The sequence below is a fragment of the Thiohalocapsa sp. genome (assembly GCF_022340605.1).
GTDB lineage: Bacteria > Pseudomonadota > Gammaproteobacteria > Chromatiales > Chromatiaceae > Thiohalocapsa.
Window position 1 is genome coordinate 23407 of record NZ_JAJDNQ010000078.1, and the last position, 13890, is coordinate 37296.

At 69.8% G+C, this 13890-nt stretch carries 15 protein-coding genes; 4 read left to right on the forward strand and 11 right to left on the reverse strand.

What is annotated here, in order from left to right:
* Positions 1-418: 418 nt before the first annotated feature.
* On the forward strand, positions 419-583 hold the full coding sequence (locus LJE69_RS20995; RefSeq protein ID WP_367114659.1) for a type II toxin-antitoxin system HicA family toxin: 165 nt from the start codon (positions 419-421) through the stop codon (positions 581-583).
* Positions 584-595: 12 nt separating this feature from the next.
* The gene (locus LJE69_RS10340) at positions 596-1027 is read left to right on the forward strand and encodes a type II toxin-antitoxin system HicB family antitoxin (protein WP_296924580.1); all 432 of its coding nucleotides are present in this window, start codon (positions 596-598) and stop codon (positions 1025-1027) included.
* Between the two features lie 386 nt (positions 1028-1413).
* Here the strand turns inward: LJE69_RS10340 and LJE69_RS10345 are convergent, their stop codons facing one another.
* The 11 genes from LJE69_RS10345 to LJE69_RS10395 all read right to left on the reverse strand — a co-directional run bounded on the left by LJE69_RS10345 (position 1414) and on the right by LJE69_RS10395 (position 11353).
* A complete protein-coding gene (locus LJE69_RS10345) occupies positions 1414-1692 on the reverse strand; it encodes a type II toxin-antitoxin system RelE/ParE family toxin (protein WP_296924582.1) in 279 nt (92 codons plus the stop codon).
* A gap of 143 nt (positions 1693-1835) precedes the next feature.
* Positions 1836-2888: a 2OG-Fe(II) oxygenase gene (locus LJE69_RS10350; RefSeq protein ID WP_296924584.1), complete on the reverse strand. Its 1053-nt coding sequence runs from the start codon at positions 2886-2888 to the stop codon at positions 1836-1838.
* Between the two features lie 138 nt (positions 2889-3026).
* Positions 3027-3176 (reverse strand): hypothetical protein, encoded by a 150-nt coding sequence (locus LJE69_RS10355; protein ID WP_296924586.1) that lies wholly within the window; start codon positions 3174-3176, stop codon positions 3027-3029.
* A gap of 20 nt (positions 3177-3196) precedes the next feature.
* Positions 3197-4606: an NADH-quinone oxidoreductase subunit N gene (locus LJE69_RS10360; RefSeq protein ID WP_296924588.1), complete on the reverse strand. Its 1410-nt coding sequence runs from the start codon at positions 4604-4606 to the stop codon at positions 3197-3199.
* 1 nt (position 4607) lies between these two features.
* On the reverse strand, positions 4608-6107 hold the full coding sequence (locus LJE69_RS10365; protein WP_296924590.1) for a NuoM family protein: 1500 nt from the start codon (positions 6105-6107) through the stop codon (positions 4608-4610).
* A 1-nt stretch (position 6108) separates the two neighbouring features.
* Positions 6109-7959 carry a proton-conducting transporter membrane subunit gene (locus LJE69_RS10370; protein ID WP_296924592.1) on the reverse strand — a complete coding sequence of 617 codons (1851 nt, stop codon included), beginning with the start codon at positions 7957-7959 and terminating at the stop codon, positions 6109-6111.
* Positions 7959-8264 (reverse strand): NADH-quinone oxidoreductase subunit NuoK, encoded by a 306-nt coding sequence (nuoK, locus tag LJE69_RS10375; RefSeq protein WP_296924594.1) that lies wholly within the window; start codon positions 8262-8264, stop codon positions 7959-7961. The genes LJE69_RS10370 and nuoK overlap by 1 nt, the downstream gene beginning before the upstream one ends.
* A complete protein-coding gene (locus LJE69_RS10380; RefSeq protein WP_296924595.1) occupies positions 8261-8821 on the reverse strand; it encodes an NADH-quinone oxidoreductase subunit J in 561 nt (186 codons plus the stop codon). Before LJE69_RS10380 ends, nuoK begins: the two co-directional genes overlap by 4 nt.
* Positions 8818-9741 carry an NADH-quinone oxidoreductase subunit H gene (locus tag LJE69_RS10385; protein ID WP_296924598.1) on the reverse strand — a complete coding sequence of 308 codons (924 nt, stop codon included), beginning with the start codon at positions 9739-9741 and terminating at the stop codon, positions 8818-8820. Before LJE69_RS10385 ends, LJE69_RS10380 begins: the two co-directional genes overlap by 4 nt.
* Positions 9741-11009, reverse strand: a complete 1269-nt coding sequence (locus LJE69_RS10390; protein ID WP_296924600.1) for a hypothetical protein — start codon at positions 11007-11009, stop codon at positions 9741-9743. The genes LJE69_RS10385 and LJE69_RS10390 overlap by 1 nt, the downstream gene beginning before the upstream one ends.
* Positions 11006-11353 carry an NADH-quinone oxidoreductase subunit A gene (locus LJE69_RS10395; protein ID WP_296924602.1) on the reverse strand — a complete coding sequence of 116 codons (348 nt, stop codon included), beginning with the start codon at positions 11351-11353 and terminating at the stop codon, positions 11006-11008. Before LJE69_RS10395 ends, LJE69_RS10390 begins: the two co-directional genes overlap by 4 nt.
* Before the next feature lie 981 nt (positions 11354-12334).
* On the opposite strand from LJE69_RS10395, the gene LJE69_RS10400 reads away from it, so the two are divergent.
* The gene (locus tag LJE69_RS10400; protein ID WP_296924604.1) at positions 12335-13069 is read left to right on the forward strand and encodes a peptidoglycan-binding protein; all 735 of its coding nucleotides are present in this window, start codon (positions 12335-12337) and stop codon (positions 13067-13069) included.
* 76 nt (positions 13070-13145) lie between these two features.
* Positions 13146-13706: a TMEM165/GDT1 family protein gene (locus tag LJE69_RS10405; protein ID WP_296924607.1), complete on the forward strand. Its 561-nt coding sequence runs from the start codon at positions 13146-13148 to the stop codon at positions 13704-13706.
* The last annotated feature ends 184 nt before the right edge of the window (positions 13707-13890 follow it).

The following is a 13890-nucleotide window of genomic DNA, read 5'->3' on the forward strand; positions in this document are numbered from 1 at the left end:
CCGGCTTCAGGCTGTCTGTCAAACCGTTTGGCGAGCCGCACACGAACGCAACCGGACACCTGAAAACAGAAACAGAAGAGGCCGGCGGTCCGGGCGCTGCTGCACTGGTGCCGCGGCACTCCGGCTGGCGCCGGAGCTCCGCCTCGGCAACGCGCTTGACGGCTCTGCCGTCAGCGTCGCTCTCGGCGTGTGGCGGAGCCAGGCAGACGGCGTGCCGGGGCCAGCCTCGGCACGAGATCAAAGCTCAACCCCGGTATCGTATTAGCCACGAACTCCCGGTCGCCGGCGCTGGACTTCCCGCCAACGCCTGCCGCTGGGGTCGCGTCGCGCCGATAGCCGAGCGGACAAAAATGTCCGATACTGTCACGCATGAAAGGGACGGAATTCATCCAGCGGGTGCAACGCTATGCCAAGGCCCATGGGGTCGCCAGCCACGTGGACGAAAAGCGCGGCAAGGGGGAGCCATGTGACGCTTTATCTCGGCGCGCGGCTCACCATCGTCCGCAACCCCAAGGATGAGCTGAAGACCGGAACTTTGCATGCAATGCTCAGGCAGCTTAGCTTGAGCCTCAGCGATCTCTGAGCGGAGCATCCGATGCAATTCATCTATCCCGCGACCCTGACGCCCGACCCCACCGGTGGCTTCGTGGTCACTTTTCGCGACTGGCCGGAGGCCATCACCCAGGGCGAGAGCCCCGACGAGGCGCTTCTGGAGGCAGCCGACTGTCTGGAAGAGGCCGTCGCCGCGCGCATCGACGATCGAGACGAGATTCCGGCGGCCTCGGCCCCTCTGCCCGACGAGCATCCGGTGGCGGTCCCAATCCAAACCGCGCTCAAGGCAGCGCTGTTCTTGGCCATGCGCGAGACCGGCGTCGGCCCGACCGAGCTTGCGCGGCGCTTGGGCATCCACGAGAAGGCGGCGCGACGCCTGGTCGATCCCCGTCACGCAAGCAAGGCAGCGACGCTGGAGCAGGCATTGCTCACCGTCGGGCGACGTCTGGCGATCGCGATCGAAAAGGCAGCGTGACCGCCACCCGCGGCCAACCCCGCCAGGGAGATGCCGGCATGGACGATGCCGGTTTGGCCTTCACGAGCACTTTGGGCAGGGGGTTTCCTGCCGTGGGAGCGGAGAGAAAAGAGGGACAGACCACGTTTTTCTGCTAGATAGGGTCGCGAGGATGGTTCTGCTCATGGTTGGTCGGAGAAAAGAGGGACAGACCACGTTTTTCTGCTAGATTCCGGCAGCCTCAACGATCTTCTCCCTGCCCAGCCCGATGCCCAGACGCACCGGTATCGTCGCCGCGGGCTTTCCGATGCACGTGATTCTGCGCGGGATCGACCGGGCCGCCGTGTTCTTCGCGCAGGGTTTCTCCGGGATGGGGGGGACTGTGCATTTCGTGTTTCGAGGTGGGCTTAATGGTAGTCCTGATAGTCCACGATGATGGCATCTTCGCCGTCGAAGGCAAACGTCAGGCGCCAATTGCCGCTGACCGATACCGCCCAATGCCCGGCCAGATCGGCTGACAATGGGTGCAGCTTCCAACCGGGCAGGTTCATATCCTGCGGGGTTTTGGCGACGTCGAGGCGGGAAAGCTGGCGCGAAAGCCAACTTGCGTGTGGAGCCTGGATGCCGGCTTTCGGTCCGGTCTCGAAGAAGCGCTGCAGCCCTTTGTGCCGGAAGTGCTTGATCACGCGCATAACTGGATATCAGTGCTATACGGCCGGCAAGCTTCGCAGCAGTGTAGGCGCGGCGGAACCTGCCGTGGGAACGGCGTCCTCGCCGCGACTCACGGCCGATCGCGCCGAGGACGGCGCTCCCACGGTGGGGGACGGACTTATGATCGAGGTTGCTCAGCGCGGCGTTCCCCCCCGCCCGCCCCCAACAACCGCTCCCGGTTGGCCAAGTCCTTGTTGCGCTGCTGCACCCGCCGCTCGTAGCTCGCTTGGTTCTTGGTGCAGACCAGGGTGTAGGGGCGGCCGGCCTTGTCGGTGTGGGTGTCGAGGTCGCAGCGGTGGGTGCGGATGCTGTCTTCCACATGCCGGCGCTTGGCCTCGGCGATGAAGGCCGCGGCGGCATCGACGCCCTTGAGCGCGGCGAAGCCCAGCTCCGCCTCGGTGTAGCTGTGCTCCAGCGGGCAGAGCAGCTTGTGCGGCAGGCCCGCCCCCGGCTCGGTGTCTCCCCAGCGGCGCAGCAGCTCGGCGAGCTGCCGGCGCTCACGGTCATGATCCGGCGCCTCGGGCAGCGGCCCGCCGTCGGGGCGCAGCAGGTTGTAGACCAACGCCCAGCGGTAGCCGCCTTTCACCGGCAGCACCTCGTGGCGGCAGTCGGCGTAGAAGGCAGCGTAGGCGACCTCGGACGGGTCGTCGCATTGCAGGCCGAGGCGGACCTCGTCGCCCTTGTGGCGGATCACCAGCTCGCCGCCGCTGAACTCGGACGGCAGAGCCAGCACTAGCGTAGCGAACATGCCGGGTGCCTTCTCGGTGTCGCGGTGGCTGACGAAAAAGCTGCCGGTGTCGTAAATCAGCAGCTTGTAAGGCTCTGCCTGCACCTGGCCCTGAACGCCGAGCCCCTCGGTGACCGCGCGCAGGATTCGCTCCAGGTCCTCCGACCAGCGCCGGCCGGTGATGCGAATGCTACCGGCATCGATCTGCCAGGTGCGGCGGACTTCCGTGTCGAGGATGGTTTCGGGGCCGCGGCCGTAAGGCGCTTGCTCGGCGACGGCGATCAGCTGCTCGGCCTGCGCCGGCAACAGCGGCAGCGCGAGGGTGCCGACGCCGTCGACGCTGAGGCCCGGCAGATGGATGTCGACGGTGCCGGACGCGCAGAAGCTTCCCGGGCGGTTCACGCGCGACAGGACTTCGGCGACGGCTTGCTGGAACTCGGGCATGGAGGGACTCCGCTCGGGCATCGTTCGACGACGAAATACACGAACCAAGCGAAAAGGTCCAAAGCGCGGTGTCGGGCTTCGTTCCTCAGCCCGACCTGCGGAGCGCTGACGCCAGCCCCGCGTTGCCCCCGCCCCGCCCTATTCGGTCTCCTCCCGCACCGGCGGCGCCATGAGCTCCGGACCGGCCGAATCGGTGACGTGCTCGGCAATGACCTTGTCGATGGCTCGGGTGCCAGGCCCGATGCGGGAGACGGTGAGATCGGTGTCTGCGAGTTTCGCGTATTCCATCCTGTCCTCGTTCTCTTGCCCTAAGGCAGCAGCACTGCCCCGGCCAGGCCCCTGAGCAGCCCATCCACGCCGAACCCAAGCCCGACGGTTAACGCACCCGCGAGCAGCATCGCCGTCTGCGCCCAGGGCCCCAGCACGGCGACCCGGGGCGGTGGCGGCTCGAAGTACATCGGGCCGATGACGCGGGCGTAGTAGAACAGCGAGATCACCGAGTTCAGCACCACGGCCACCGCGAGCCAGCTCAGGCCGCCGTCCACCGCCGCCAGCATCAGCAAGAGCTTGCCCGCGAAGCCCACGAGCGGCGGAATCCCGAGCAGCGACAGGAGCGCGATGGTCAGCACCAGCATGCTCCAGGGCCGCGCGCGGGCGAGTCCGCGATAGTCCTGAAGATCAGCGCGCCCCCGCAGCCGCGCCACCACGGCGAAGGCGGCCAGGTTGGCCGCCGCATAGCCGGCGAGGAAGACGATCAGCGCCGGCAGCGCCTGCCCGCTGCGGCCGATCATGGCCACGGCCACCAGCAGATACCCGGATTGGGACACCGACGACCAGCCGAGCAGCCGGCGCACGTCCGTCTGCCGCAGCGCTGCCAGGTTGCCCAGGGTCATGCTCAGGACGGCCAGCGTGGCAATGAGCCCGGACCAGCCTGCGAGCTCGCCGCCGAGCACCTGGCCGAGGCGGGCCAGCGCGACGGCCGCGCCCACCTTCGGCACCACGGTGAGATAGCCGGCCGCCGGCACCGGTGCGCCTTGGGCGGCGTCCGGCATCCAGGTGTGCGCCGGCACGGCGCCGAGCTTGAAGCAGAGCCCGATCACCACGAAGGTCGCCGCGACCAGCCAGGCCGTGTCCGGCTGCCCGCTCCCGACCGCCTCTTTGATGACGGCGTACTCCGTCGAGCCGGCCAGCCCGAACAGCCAGACGACGCCGATCAGCAGCAGCGCATTCGCCAGCGCGCCCACCAGGAAGAACTTCATCCCGGCCTCGACGGACAGGTCATCGCCGCGGTGATAGGCGGCCAGGGTATAGCCGGTGGTCGAGCTGAGCAGGACGCCGATGACCAGCTCCATGGTGTCGGCGGCGCCCGCCATCATCAGCGCACCGACGGTCGCGAACAGCAGCACCGCATAGTATTCGCCGTGCCTGGGGTCGCGGCGCAGCCATTCCGGCGACATCAAGAGCACCAGCAGCGTCCCGCCCAGAATGATGAGCTTGGCCCAGACGGTGACGCGATCGATCGCCCAGGTGCCGCTGAAGCCGAGCGCCGCGGGCCAGCCCAGTTGCAAGCCCGCGGCCGCCGCCGCCACGACGAGCCCGAGCGCCGCGAGCAGCGCGCAGAACCCCTGCTGCCGCCGCGGCAGCAGGCTCGCGGACAGGATCACCACGATGGCGGCCAGCAGCACGGCGAGCTCCGGGACGAGCCGTGCCAGCGGCATCTCAGCCCGCCACCAATCGCGTGGCCGTCGCGCCGATCACCGTGAGTGCCCAGCCCGGATAGACACCCAGTACGACGACGAGCAACAGCAGGCCGCAGAGCACCAGGGTCTCGGACCAACCGAGATCGGCAAAGCCCGACCAACGCGCCGGCAGCTCGCCGAAGAAGAGCAGTTGCAGCATTTGCAGGAACAGCGCCGCCGTGATCAGGATGCCGAGCAGGGCAATGGCCGCGAGCCAGGGGTAGACAGCGAAGGCCCCGGCGAAGACCTGGAATTCCGCGACGAAGCCCGCGAGCCCCGGCAGGCCCAGGCTCGCGAAGGCGGCGAGCACCGTGAGGCCGGTCAGCCGCGGCGCGCGCCGCGCCAGTCCGCCATAGGCGCGCAGCTCGTACTCGCCGCCGCGCTGCCAGAAGGCGCCCGCGATCAGAAACAGCGCGCCCGTGATCAGGGCGTGGGCCACCATCTCGAACGTTGCGCCCGTCAACGCCACCGCCCGCGCGCTCGCCTGCCCGCTCAGCCCGGCGGCCGCCGCGATGCCGAGCACGACGTACCCCATGTGATTGACCGAGGTGTAGGCGATGCGCCGCTTCAGGTTGGTCTGCCCCCAGGCCACCAGGGCGCCGTAGACGATGGACACGACCGCGACGATCGCAAGCGGCAAGGCGTAGTGCGCAAAGGTCTCGCGCAGCATGGAAAACGGCAGACGCACCAGCCCGTAGGTGCCCATCTTCAGCAGCACGCCGGCCAGGATCGCCGAGGCCGGCCCGGGTGCGTCCACGTGCGCCGGCGGCAGCCAGGTGTGAAAGGGCACGATGGGCGTCTTGATCCCGAGCCCCAGGATCAGACCGAGCAGCACGAGCCCCGCGTAGGTCCCGCCCCCGGAGAGCGGCTGCGCGGCGATGAGGGTGCGCATGTCGAAGGTCAGCGGGTCCGTCGCCAGCACCAGGCCGATGATGCCGAGCAGCATCGCCAGCGACCCGCCAAGCGTATAGATGAAGAACTTGAGCGCCGCCCGCCTGGCGTCCTCGCCGTGGCCAAAGCGGCCGATCAAGAAGTACATCCCCACCAGGCTGAGGTCGAAGAAGACATAGAACAGCAGCAGGTCCAGCGCCAGGAAGACGCCGAGCGAGATGCCGTCGAGGAAAAGCAGCCAAGCGTAGTAGTGCCGCAGCCGGCCTTCGTCGGACGCGGAGTTGGGCGGCGGATAGGCGACCGCGGCGACGAAGACCAGGGCGCTGACGCTCGCCACCGCGAGCGCGATGCCGTCGACCCCGAGCCGCCAGGCGACACCCAGGGTCGAAATCCAGCGCAGCTCCTCCACCAGTTGGAACAGCGGCGCATCCGCCGCGGCGTCGAAGCGCACCCAGGCCACGACGAGCAGGACGAGCGGGATGGATGCGATGAGCACGGCGGCGATGCGCAGCCCCCGCGGGCTCGCATCGCGCCAGGCGGCGAGCAGCACGGCGCCGATCAATGGCACCCATATCGTGGCGCTCAGCATCTCAGGCTCCGAGCAGGACGAAGGCCGCCATCCCGACCGCGCCGGCCGCGATCCAGAACAGGTAATGATGGGCGAGCCCCGTCTCCAGGTGTCGCAGGTCGCGGCCGGCACCATCCGTGAGCCAGGCAGCGCCCTCCGCGGCTCCGTCCATGACGCGCTCGATCCCCCGCGCCGTGACACCCACGGACCAGCGGCCGAGCCGGGCAATGCCCGTGGGAATCGCATCCAGCACGGCGTCGTCGAACCGCGCCGCCGCCGTCGCCAGCCGCGCCAGCGGGCGCGAGACGGCAGTATCCACCAGGGTCGGCAGCCCGAGCCAATCCGCCAGCGCGCCATCGGCGTCGCGCTCGCCCAGGCGCGGCCGGCTCGCCACCAGCCAGCGCGCGGCGTAGAGGCCGACCCCCAGCGCCAGCAGTGTCGCCCGCGTCATCCACAAGGTCTCGCTGGGCAGCGCGGAAGCGAGGCCGGAACCGGCACTGGCATCCGGGCCGGCCGCCAGCCAATCCCTCACCGGCGGCGCCAACAGCAGCGACAGCGCAAGCGTCTCCACCGCCAGCAAGGTGACGGCGGCCATGGCGCCGCGGCCCGGCCGCGCGTGGAGCTCGCCGCCCTCCCCGCCCGAAGGTCCGAACACCTGCCACTGCCAGCGCGCCGCGTAGCAGCCCGACAGCGCCCCGACGAGCAGCACGCCCGCAGCGAGCCAGGGGCTCCACTGCTCCGCTGCCGCCCCGATCAGCTCCTTGCTCCAGGCACCCGCGAGCGGCGGGACGCCCGCGAGCGCCAGGGTGCCGATGAGCGACAGCAGCGCCAGCCGCGGCAGGCGCCGGCCGAGCCCCAAATCGGCGAGCAGCGCGCTGCCCCCTGCCGACGCGGCGAGACCCGCGCTCAGGAACAACAGCGCCTTGAAGGAAGCGTGCACCACCAGGTGCAGCAGGGCGACCAGTGGGTAGCCAGCACCCACGGCCACCCACATGAGCCCGTAGTGGGCGGAGGTCGAGGCCGCGAGCAGCCGCTTGACGTGGGGCTGGAAGACCGCCACCAGACCACCGCCCACGGCCGTCGCGAGCCCGATGCCGATGACGGTCGGGGCGACCCAGCCAACACCGGCCAGCACCGGCTGCAGCCGCACCAGCAGGTAGGCCCCCGCGGCCACCATGGTCGCGGCATGCAGCAGCGCCGAGACCGAGCTCGGCCCGGCCATGGCGCGAAACAGCCAGAACGAGAACGGGAGCTGCGCCGACTTGGCGGCAGCAGCCAGCAGCAGCCCGGCCGCCACCAGGTGGAGCGGCCACCCGTGCAGCGTGCCGATCGCCTCGAACGCGAAGGAGCCGGTGGCCGCGAAGGTGGTCATCGCGGCCAGGAACAGGCCCAGGTCGCCGAAGCGCGTCACCAACAGCGCGAGTGTCGCGCTGCGCGGGTTCTCGAGCGCACGCCAGTCGTGCGCGATCAGCGCCCAGGAGCAGGCCCCCACCAGCTCCCAGCCGATGAGCAGGGTCAGCAGATCATCGGCCACCACCAGAAGCTGCATGGCGCCGGCGAAGAAGAGCAGCAGCGCGACCAGCCGCGTCAGCCCCGCGCGGGCCTCGTGCATGGCCGCGAAGAGCACCACGGGGAGCGCAACCGCCGGGACGAGGCAGACGAGCACGTCGCTCGCGGGCGCGAGCCGGGCATGGAGGGTGATTGCCGGCCCAAAGCCCCACTGCCCGCTCCAGTCACCGAGCACCGCCGCCGCGCTCTCGCCGAGCGCGGCGAGCATGGCTGCCGTGCCCCAGGCCGCGAGCGCGATACGCCCGCGCAGGCCCAGCGCCAGTACGGCCGCGAGCATGGCGGTGAGCGGGAGCAGCCAGAGCATCAGTGCTTCATGCTCCCGAGCCGGTCGGTCATATCCACTTCCCGGCGTCGGAAAACGGCGACGACGAGCGCAAAGCCGATGGCCATCTCCACCGCCATCACCGCCATCGCGACGATGGCCAGCAACTGCCCCTCCGGCAAGCCCCCGGTGGTCAAGGACCAGAAGCCCACGGTGGCCAGCAGCACGCCGTTGATGATGAGCTCCAGACCCATCATCAGCATCACGATGGACTGCTGCGACAGCGTCCCGTACACGCCGAGCCCGATCAGGCCGGCCGCCACCACCCCGATGGCCTGCAGGGTCATGGATCTTCCTCGATGGCTGGATCGACGGCCGGTGGCACCGAGCCCAGGTCCGACGGGCCGAAGCGCCCCGAGCGGCTGGACAGGATGACCACGCAGAGCATGGTGGCGAGCAGCGTCACCCCCGCCGACTCGAACACCAGCATCGATGGGCCGAGCAGCTCGCGCCCGAGCGGGGCGATCACCTCGGCGCCGCCCGGCAGTGGCCGGTCCGGCAGGTCGAGGCTCAGCGCAAAGGCGCTGAGGCCGGCAAAGGTCACGAGTCCGGCGACGATGGCGAGGCCATGCTGATGGACCATGACCATCGGATTCAGCCCGGCCGGGTTCATCATGAACATCACCATGAACAGGGCCATGACCATCATCTCCACGGCCATCATGAAAATGGTCGCAAAGCCGAGATAGGCGGCGCCGAGCATCAGCATCATGGCGCCCACCGCGATGAAGGACGCGAGCAGCAAGAACGACGCGCGCACCATGGAGTCGGTACGGAACACGCGCCAGCCTGTCAGCAGCGCCACCGCGGCGAGCAGCCAGAAGACGCCGTCCGCCCAGCTCATCGCAACGCCTCCAGGCCGGCGATGGCGAGATCCAGAAACGACAGCGGCAGCAGCACCACCCAGATGAAGGTCATCATGCGCGACGCGTCCGGCCGGGCGAGCAGGTGACCGAGCACGACCAGCACGGCCGCGACGAGCCCGGCCTTCAGCGCGAGCCAGACGGGCCCCGGCAGCACCGGCCCCAGCGGCCCGCCGAGGAAGACCGTCGCCGCCATCGCGGCGAAGGCCACCAGCATGGCCGCCCGCGCGAGCTGCCAGGCGAGCCGGAGCTGGGCGTTGTCCTCGGCGGAGGTGCCGCCCGCCAGATCCGGCGCATCGGCGTAATCCAGCGGCCCGCGCAGCGTGATGGCGAGCCCGAGCAGCAGAAACAGCGGCAGGCCCAGGGGCTGGCGGACCAGGTTCCAGAGCTCGCGCTGCGACTCGACGATGGCGGTCAGGCGCAGCGACCCGGCCGGCAGCGCCGCACCGATGAGCACGAACATGCTGACCAGCATGATGGAGAGCCCAATGGCGACGAAGCGATAGGCGCCCATCAGCGGCAACAGCGCGTTGCTGGACCAACCGTGCAGGAAGACGGCGATCACCGTCAGCGCCTCCACCGCCCCCCAGACGACGATGCCGGCCTCGACGTCCACGGGCGCCCGACCCACCGCCACCGCCACCGGCACCAGCGCCAGCCCGGCCGCGGCGAGGCCAAAATACAGTGCCGGCGCGAGCCGCCAGGCGGCGAGATCCGGGCGCTCCGTGCTGATCGACTGGCGGCGGATCACGGCGCGCAGCCCGCCGAGCGTCAGGCGATCATCGTCATCGATGGGCACCCGTCCCAGCAGGCGCCAGGCGAGCGCGTCCAGCACACCCACCAGGATCATGCCGGCGAAGAGCACGCAGAGGGTGAGGGGCAGCGCGGTGAGCGGGCCCATCATCCTGCCGCCCCGAGCATCCGGCGCAGGGCATCGGGCGAGAAGCTGGCGAGCACGCTGACGGCCTGGCCCCATTCGAGACCGCGGAGCAGCGCATCCAGGTCCAGTGCCGGCCGGTCGCCCCGGTCGCCGCCCGCGGGCGCGCCGAGCGCACCCGCCGGACCTTCCAGCCCCTCGGCGAAGGTCGTCGGCGGCAGCCCCTCCAGCCGCGCCGCGAGATCCAGCGCCTGCGCCGCCTCGGCGAGCCACTGATCGATGCGGGCACGCACATCGCCGGCTTGCCGGGCGATGGGCGCAAAGCCGACCCCGGTGTATGGCTCCAGCCGCGTGCGCAGGTCGTCCGGCACCCCAGCCGCGCGCAGCGCCGGCCCACTCAGACAGCCCCGCTGCGCTGCACTCAGAGTGCCGAGCCCGGGCGCGATGCCCGGCCGCAACCCCGAGAGCCAAAGCCACCGCCTGAGCGACCCGAGGTCGACCCTGCCGCCAATCGTTGCCCGATACGCCGACGCGTAGGCGCGGGCCGCCGGCGCTGCGGCACCCCGCAGGGCGCAGAAGCGCCCGAGGCAGCGCAGATGGTGCACCGCGCGGGCGCGCTCGAGACCGGCGGCCGACATGGGCCGGTCGATGGCCGCGGCGAAGGGTGCCTCCACCATCGCATCGCGAAACGGCGGCTGCATCACCTCGACCCGCTGGATGACGTCGCCTTGCAGCCGCAAGTCCAGCGCCAGGCCCGGCGGCAGCATGGGCGCGAACGGACCGAGGGTGACCGCGTGGGCGTCGAGCCTGAGACCGTCCCGCAGCTCGTCGCCACGCATGGTCATGGGGCGCCCGTAGGGCGTACCACCCATCATGCCCTCCCCGCCCTGACCGTGCGGCCCCTTGCCCAGCCAGGGTGCCGGCGGCTCGTTCGGGAGCAGGTCCGGCGACGAGCCCCTGGCGCCACGGTCCAGATCGCCCTGCAAAGCGCGCATTGCGACGGCGGGCGTGGCGGCCGGTGCGAGCGCCACCGCGTCCGGCACCGGCTGCGCCCCCTCGCCCCAATGGAGCACCGCCCGCGGATGTGGCATCTGGTCGTGCACCCGGCGCAGCGCGGGCCAGCTCCGCTCCGGCAGCCGTCCCGCGATCAACAGCAGGCTGGCGGCGCGCGGCGTGGGCACGCGCCGCAGCCCGGCGTCCCGCGCCAGACCCTCGACCCACGCCAGGGCGTCCTCGCCGATAGCGGCGAAGTAGCGAACTTGCCGGTGTCCGCGCGGGATCGCTTCGCTCACTGCCACCGGAAGATCCCCTCCCGCCAGCCGTAGAAGATGCCAATGGACAGGATCAGCAGGAACATCCCCATCTCGGCCAGCGCCTTGGCGCCGATCTCGGCATAGACCACGGCCCAGGGGTACATGAACATCATCTCCATCTCGAAGGCGATGAAGAGCAGCGTCATGGGGTAGTAGCGCAGGTGGAAGCGCTGCCAGGCGTGCGTCGCAGGCTCGCTGCCGCCAAGAAAAGGCACCTTCTGCGGCTCGCTGCCCGGCATCGGTCCCACCTCGACCTGGGCAAGCAGCAGCATCAGCCCGCCGGACAACAGCAGGATGAGCGCGAGCGCGATCAGCGCTGTCATACACCACCCCCGAAGGTCTTGACGCCCGTCCGGCGCCGAACCGGCCCCATTCGTGCCTTAAGGCATAGCCTGGACGCAGCGTCCGTCATCGCGGTCATCTCCCCCTAACCCGGGAGAGCCGGAACCAACCCCGTGGCCGAAGCATCTCCTCGTTGTCGTTGTCGTGCGAATACTCGATAACTTCAACGAAACCTCCTCGACACTTTGTTCAAGACTTGCGCAGTCAGGGGCTAACTGCGGCACAGCCTGATCTTGGGCCACACTGCGCCTCCCTGAGGCATACACAAGATTGATACCAAGGCGCCTATGAGCCCGACCGCCTCCGGCAGCAGTCGCACATTGCGCGGGCCAGGCAGGGCGCTTGGAGCTCGCTGACCCGCGCGGCGCGCCGGGTCCAGCCGAATTGCCGGTGCAAATGAGCCATCGGACGGGGCATATGCCGAGATTGCACAGAGCTGACCGGGTGCTGATGCACCCGCGCTGCGATGCGGCGAACACCAGCAGACGCCGCCCGGCCCGTGGACGGCCTGCATGGGATTTGCAGTGCAAAGCGGAGGCCGAATGTCTCGCGCAATGGGCGCTGCGCCACAATGATTGCGACGGGCGGCGCGTCGTTGCGCCGCTGCGCGCAACCGTGGGAGCGCCACTGCTGTTCGTGGCGCGATGAGGGATGCGCGGTGGCCTGCGCCTTGGTGAGCGCTCGGGCCCGCGCAAGCGGCCTGGCCGCGGGTCGCGGCACCGGGAGTGCCGCTCCCACAAGACGGGGCTGGTCCGGCTAGTGCACGGCCTTGGAATTGTCGATACCGTTCGCTGTCCGGCGTGAGCGAGTGTCGGCCGGAGTGTCGCTCTGGAGGGCGACACGGATCAGCGCCGCGGGAGGCCTCGAGAGCGGCGGCCTCCATACTTCCGCCGCGACGGCGGTTCCAGTGGGCGATCGGCGGCATCGCGATCATGCCCACGCAACGCGGCGGCGATTCCGACATGAGCAACGAATTCCTTCAGATTCTCGGCTTGGCGCTCCTCCCTGCCCTGGGCAATTTCGCGGGCGGCCTGCTCGCGGAAGGCTTGCGGCCGTCCGGGGCATTCCTGAACCGCGCGCTGCACGCCGCCACGGGCGTCATTCTCGCCATCATCTCCGTGGAAGTGATGCCGGAGGCGCTTGGAACGGCGCCGGCATGGCTCCTCGCGCTCGCGTTTTTCGGCGGCGGCTGCGCCTATCTGCTGCTGGAGACGGCCGTCGACCGATGGCAGCAGAGTAAGCAGACCGGCGCGGGAACGGGCGCCTGGATGGTCTACGCGGCGGTGACCACGGACCTGCTCGGAGACGGCCTTTTGATCGGCGCCGGGGCCGCGGTGTCGACGCATCTCGCGCTGTTCCTGGCGCTGGGCCAGGTGTTGGCGGACGTGCCCGAAGGCTTCGCCGTGATCGCCAATTTCCGCGCCAAGGGTGTGAGCCGCGCGCGGCGGCTCCTGCTCGCGGCGTCCTTCGTCGTTCCCGTCATGGCCACGGCCGCGCTGGCCTACGTCGCGCTGCGCGGGCAGCAAGACGCCGTGCAGATGACGGCACTGGTGTTCGTCGCGGGCCTGTTCATCCTCGCCGCGGTGGAAGACATGCTGAGCGAGGCCCACGAGACGGCGGAAGACAGCCGCTGGTCCGCGCTCAGCCTCATCGCCGGCTTTGCGCTCTTCCTTGCGGTCTCCAACGGATTGGGGTAAATCCGCGGGCTTTCCTGGCCTCGACCGACCGGAGCACACCCTGGACGCACTCGCTTCCGCATCGGCGCTCGGCGGCATGACCGCCACCGCGATGACGTTCGGCCTTATCTTCGTGGCCGAGGTCGGCGACAAGAGTCAGCTCGTCTGCATGGCCCTGGCGGCCCGGTATCACCACCGGCCGGTCCTCTTGGGAGCACTGACCGCCTTCGTCGTGCTCAACAGTCTCGCCGTGGCCGTGGGTGCGGGACTGGCACACTGGGTTCCGGAGCGCCTCCTGGCGGCGGGCGTTGCCACCCTATTCGCGCTGTTTGGGGTGCTCTCGCTGCGCGCCGACGCGGCAGACGACACCGAGCAGATCGCGGAGCGACGCGGCTACGGCGTCTTTGCCACCACGTTCCTGATGCTGTTTCTCGCGGAGATGGGCGATAAGACACAACTCGCCGTGGCCGGCATGACGGGGACACTGCCGGCCGCTTCGGTCTGGGTTGGCGCCACCCTGGCGCTCGGTGCGACATCGGCGCTCGCGGTGCTGGTCGGGCACCGACTGCTGCGGCGCATCCCGCTGCATCGGTTGCACCAAATCAGCGGCATCTTCTTTCTGAGCTTCGCGGCCTTAGCGCTGACCAAGGTGTTCTGAGAGCAGCGCGATGGCTCGCGCCCGCCGCGGCCAAGCTTGGGCGCACGAACCCAAGCACGCCCGCCTGATCCGAATCGGCGACGCGGAACGCCTCAACCCCGGGGCACTGTCATGCGCGCGCCGGGGCGCGCTATCTCCCACGATCCAGGATCAACCTGGCCAGTCGATTGGCTTGCGCCCGACT

What these genes read in the sequence shown, in the direction of transcription:
- LJE69_RS20995 (WP_367114659.1), top strand. Translation starts at nt 419, where the DNA reads ATGGGGTCGCCAGCCACGTGGACGAAAAGCGCGGCAAGGGGGAGCCAT.
- LJE69_RS10340 (WP_296924580.1), top strand. Translation starts at nt 596, where the DNA reads ATGCAATTCATCTATCCCGCGACCCTGACGCCCGACCCCACCGGTGGC.
- LJE69_RS10350 (WP_296924584.1), bottom strand. Translation starts at nt 2,888, where the DNA reads ATGCCCGAGTTCCAGCAAGCCGTCGCCGAAGTCCTGTCGCGCGTGAAC.
- LJE69_RS10355 (WP_296924586.1), bottom strand. Translation starts at nt 3,176, where the DNA reads ATGGAATACGCGAAACTCGCAGACACCGATCTCACCGTCTCCCGCATC.
- LJE69_RS10360 (WP_296924588.1), bottom strand. Translation starts at nt 4,606, where the DNA reads ATGCCGCTGGCACGGCTCGTCCCGGAGCTCGCCGTGCTGCTGGCCGCC.
- LJE69_RS10365 (WP_296924590.1), bottom strand. Translation starts at nt 6,107, where the DNA reads ATGCTGAGCGCCACGATATGGGTGCCATTGATCGGCGCCGTGCTGCTC.
- LJE69_RS10370 (WP_296924592.1), bottom strand. Translation starts at nt 7,959, where the DNA reads ATGCTCTGGCTGCTCCCGCTCACCGCCATGCTCGCGGCCGTACTGGCG.
- nuoK (WP_296924594.1), bottom strand. Translation starts at nt 8,264, where the DNA reads ATGACCCTGCAGGCCATCGGGGTGGTGGCGGCCGGCCTGATCGGGCTC.
- LJE69_RS10380 (WP_296924595.1), bottom strand. Translation starts at nt 8,821, where the DNA reads ATGAGCTGGGCGGACGGCGTCTTCTGGCTGCTCGCCGCGGTGGCGCTG.
- LJE69_RS10385 (WP_296924598.1), bottom strand. Translation starts at nt 9,741, where the DNA reads ATGGGCCCGCTCACCGCGCTGCCCCTCACCCTCTGCGTGCTCTTCGCC.
- LJE69_RS10395 (WP_296924602.1), bottom strand. Translation starts at nt 11,353, where the DNA reads ATGACAGCGCTGATCGCGCTCGCGCTCATCCTGCTGTTGTCCGGCGGG.
- LJE69_RS10400 (WP_296924604.1), top strand. Translation starts at nt 12,335, where the DNA reads ATGAGCAACGAATTCCTTCAGATTCTCGGCTTGGCGCTCCTCCCTGCC.
- LJE69_RS10405 (WP_296924607.1), top strand. Translation starts at nt 13,146, where the DNA reads ATGACCGCCACCGCGATGACGTTCGGCCTTATCTTCGTGGCCGAGGTC.